The following is a 2,461-nucleotide window of genomic DNA, read 5'->3' as shown; positions in this document are numbered from 1 at the left end:
CCGTAGCGCTGGGCCATGGCTCGCTGCCCCGCAAGCATGGCGGCCACCTGTTCGGCGGTTAGTGGTTCGGCCAGCATCGCGGCCATCCCGTCGAAGACGGTCCGCAGCTTGGCAAGCTCGGTCTCGACCTGCTCCGGGTCCATCCCGGCGAGCTGGTCCGGACGGTTCAACGGCGGATTGCCGTCGAAGCTGACGGCACCGGGGCAGTCCGGGTGACGCTGCGCCCAGAGGGTGGCGAGCATGCCGCCGAGGGAGACGCCGACCACCGCGGGTGAGGTGAGGCCGAGGTGGTCGGTGACGGCGGCCAGGTCGGCCAGTACGTCGTCCCAGCGCCACGGGCCGTCTCCGGACCGGCCGTGACCGCGCAGGTCGACGGCGACCACCCGGTGGGTGGGGTGCAGGTGCTCGGCGAGGGTGGTCATCTGGGCGAGGTTGCCGCCGGCGCCGTGAAGGAGCAGCAGCGGTTGTCCGGGTCCGCCGACGTCGCGGATCGCGATGGGCACGGTCCCGGAGTCGATGATGGTCTCAGACACGTCGGGTTCCTTCCTTGAGCAGTCGGTCGCGTACGGAGGCGGAGCGCACGCCGCCTTCGGGGTGGCGGGCGAGCTTGTCGCGGGAGACCAGGTCGTGGACGCCCTGGCGGGTGATGCCGAGCATGGCGCCGGCCACTGTGTACGACACGGATTCGGCGGTCGGGTGGCCGACCCGTCGCGCGACGGCCTGGCCGAGAGGGCTGCGCCACCAGTCGATGGGTGGGTCGAACGGTCCGTCCCCCGGGTAGAGGGTGGAGATTGCCCGCATCACCACGCTGACGGCGGCCCGGTCGTCGCCGCTGACGATCGTGGTGGCCCAGGATCGGGCCCGCTCCCGGATGACGGCACGCAGCGGGTCGATGGCGTCATGGCCGTCGACCAGGATTTCGAGGGGGTCGAGCAGGCGGATGTCGATCAACCGGATGAGATGCTCGGTCAGTTCCTCGTGGGTTGGCGCCATGCTGCCTCCTCCGCTACTTGACACCCATTGTCAAGCGCTTGACGTCGAGCGTCAAGCATGATGGCGCGAACACGGTGGGCGGTTGACGGAACCGTTCAGCGCGGGCATGCCTCACTTCGAACAGATCAACAGGCGTAGGAACCTCGATGACCTTCTGAACCGGTCACGCCCGACCTGCTACCACCAAGAGGACCCGTCTACGTCAACCACCTCAAGCCGAGCACCTCACGACTTTGCCGGAGCCCTGGTCCAGGAAGCCCTGCTCAGATCTTCGCCAAGATAATCGGTGTCGGACGACGGACTCGCAACAGGCTTCAGCCCGCGTACCCGTGACGCTCTGCGTCGATGAGGCGGTAGGACGCTTCGACCGAATCGGGGGCCGTGGCGACGCGCTCGCCTGTGCGGGCGGATCGCGGCATGTGCGGACATTACCGGTGGTGCGGTCAGTAGTTTTCGGTGTAGTAGGAATGCACGGCGGGTTGTCCGGTGTAGTTGGCACCAGCGCGATCGTCGGCGCCGAGGTAGCGGTACGGGAGGCGGGCGTCGCGGCGGCCGGTGCAGCTGATCCGGCGGCGACGGGAGTCGTAGGAGAACCCGGCGGCACGGAGTTGGGCGGTGAGGCGCCGCCCCGCGGGTCGCCCGTCAGGAAGCCGAATGCTGGACAGGTCCAGATCGGCCACGAGGCGGCCGGTGGGAGTCAGCCAGCCGGCCGCGCGGGTCAGGACGGCGAGTTTGTCTCCGACGTAGTGCAGTCCGTGCATACAGGTGATCAAATTGAACGTCCGCGTTGGTGCCCAGTTGACCACCGAGGCACAGATCAACTCCAGGTTCAGCGGTGGTGTGGGGACGGGATCGAAGGCGTCAACCAGGTCCACCCCGACGAGGACTGTCCGCTCGGTCAACCCTGCCAGCCGCAGTTCCCCGGCAGCCTGGATAAGCGCTCGACCGGTGCCGCAGCACAGATCCAACCAGCCAGCGGCTGCCAACGGCTCGGCTCGGCCGACGCGAACTGGGCCGGCGGCGAGAACGTCAAGAGGGTTGAACCCCAACTCCCGGGTGTAGCTGTTGACCCCGGAGAGCTGCCGCTCCCGGTTCATGACGCAGTTCGCCACCACCGCGGACTGCTCCAAGGCCTCGTTGCCAAGCAACTCGAAACTGGCGCGTTGGTCGACCACACCAACATCATCCCAGGATCAGTTCCTCAGGCCGAACCTCGACCAGCGGCATGAACGTGCCTGGTGTCCTGAGTGTGGGTGTCGGCGTGAGTGCCGTTCGTTGAGGCAGATCGCGCAGCCGTTACCGCCCAGGCACGTCGCCGCCATGGAACGCTAGGCCCGCCCGGTCCCATCGACGCGGCCGAAAGGTGGTGAACGCGCTCGGCGACACCCCCATCGCGCTGTGCGACGTCGATCCCGCCGATAACGCTCAGTGCGACTCTGAAGCTCGCACAAGCCTCGCTGTGGTGGGG

3 protein-coding genes are annotated in these 2,461 nt (G+C 67.9%); all 3 read right to left on the bottom strand.

Translation table 11 applies throughout. The features are described from left to right. The coding region (locus KBX53_RS29585) for an alpha/beta fold hydrolase (protein ID WP_210862930.1) at positions 1-533 on the bottom strand (533 nt) is incomplete at its 3' end. After that, positions 526-993 carry a hypothetical protein gene (locus KBX53_RS29580; protein WP_210862928.1) on the bottom strand — a complete coding sequence of 156 codons (468 nt, stop codon included), beginning with the start codon at positions 991-993 and terminating at the stop codon, positions 526-528. The genes KBX53_RS29585 and KBX53_RS29580, both read right to left, overlap by 8 nt. A 443-nt stretch (positions 994-1,436) precedes the next feature. Then, the gene (locus KBX53_RS29575; RefSeq protein ID WP_309140884.1) at positions 1,437-2,168 is read right to left on the bottom strand and encodes a methyltransferase domain-containing protein; all 732 of its coding nucleotides are present in this window, start codon (positions 2,166-2,168) and stop codon (positions 1,437-1,439) included. Between the last annotated feature and the right edge of the window lie 293 nt (positions 2,169-2,461).

It is taken from the genome of Micromonospora sp. M51, from assembly GCF_018070305.1.
Classification (GTDB): Bacteria; Actinomycetota; Actinomycetes; order Mycobacteriales; family Micromonosporaceae; genus Micromonospora; species Micromonospora parva.
This window is presented reverse-complemented; position numbering and strand designations above follow the sequence as displayed.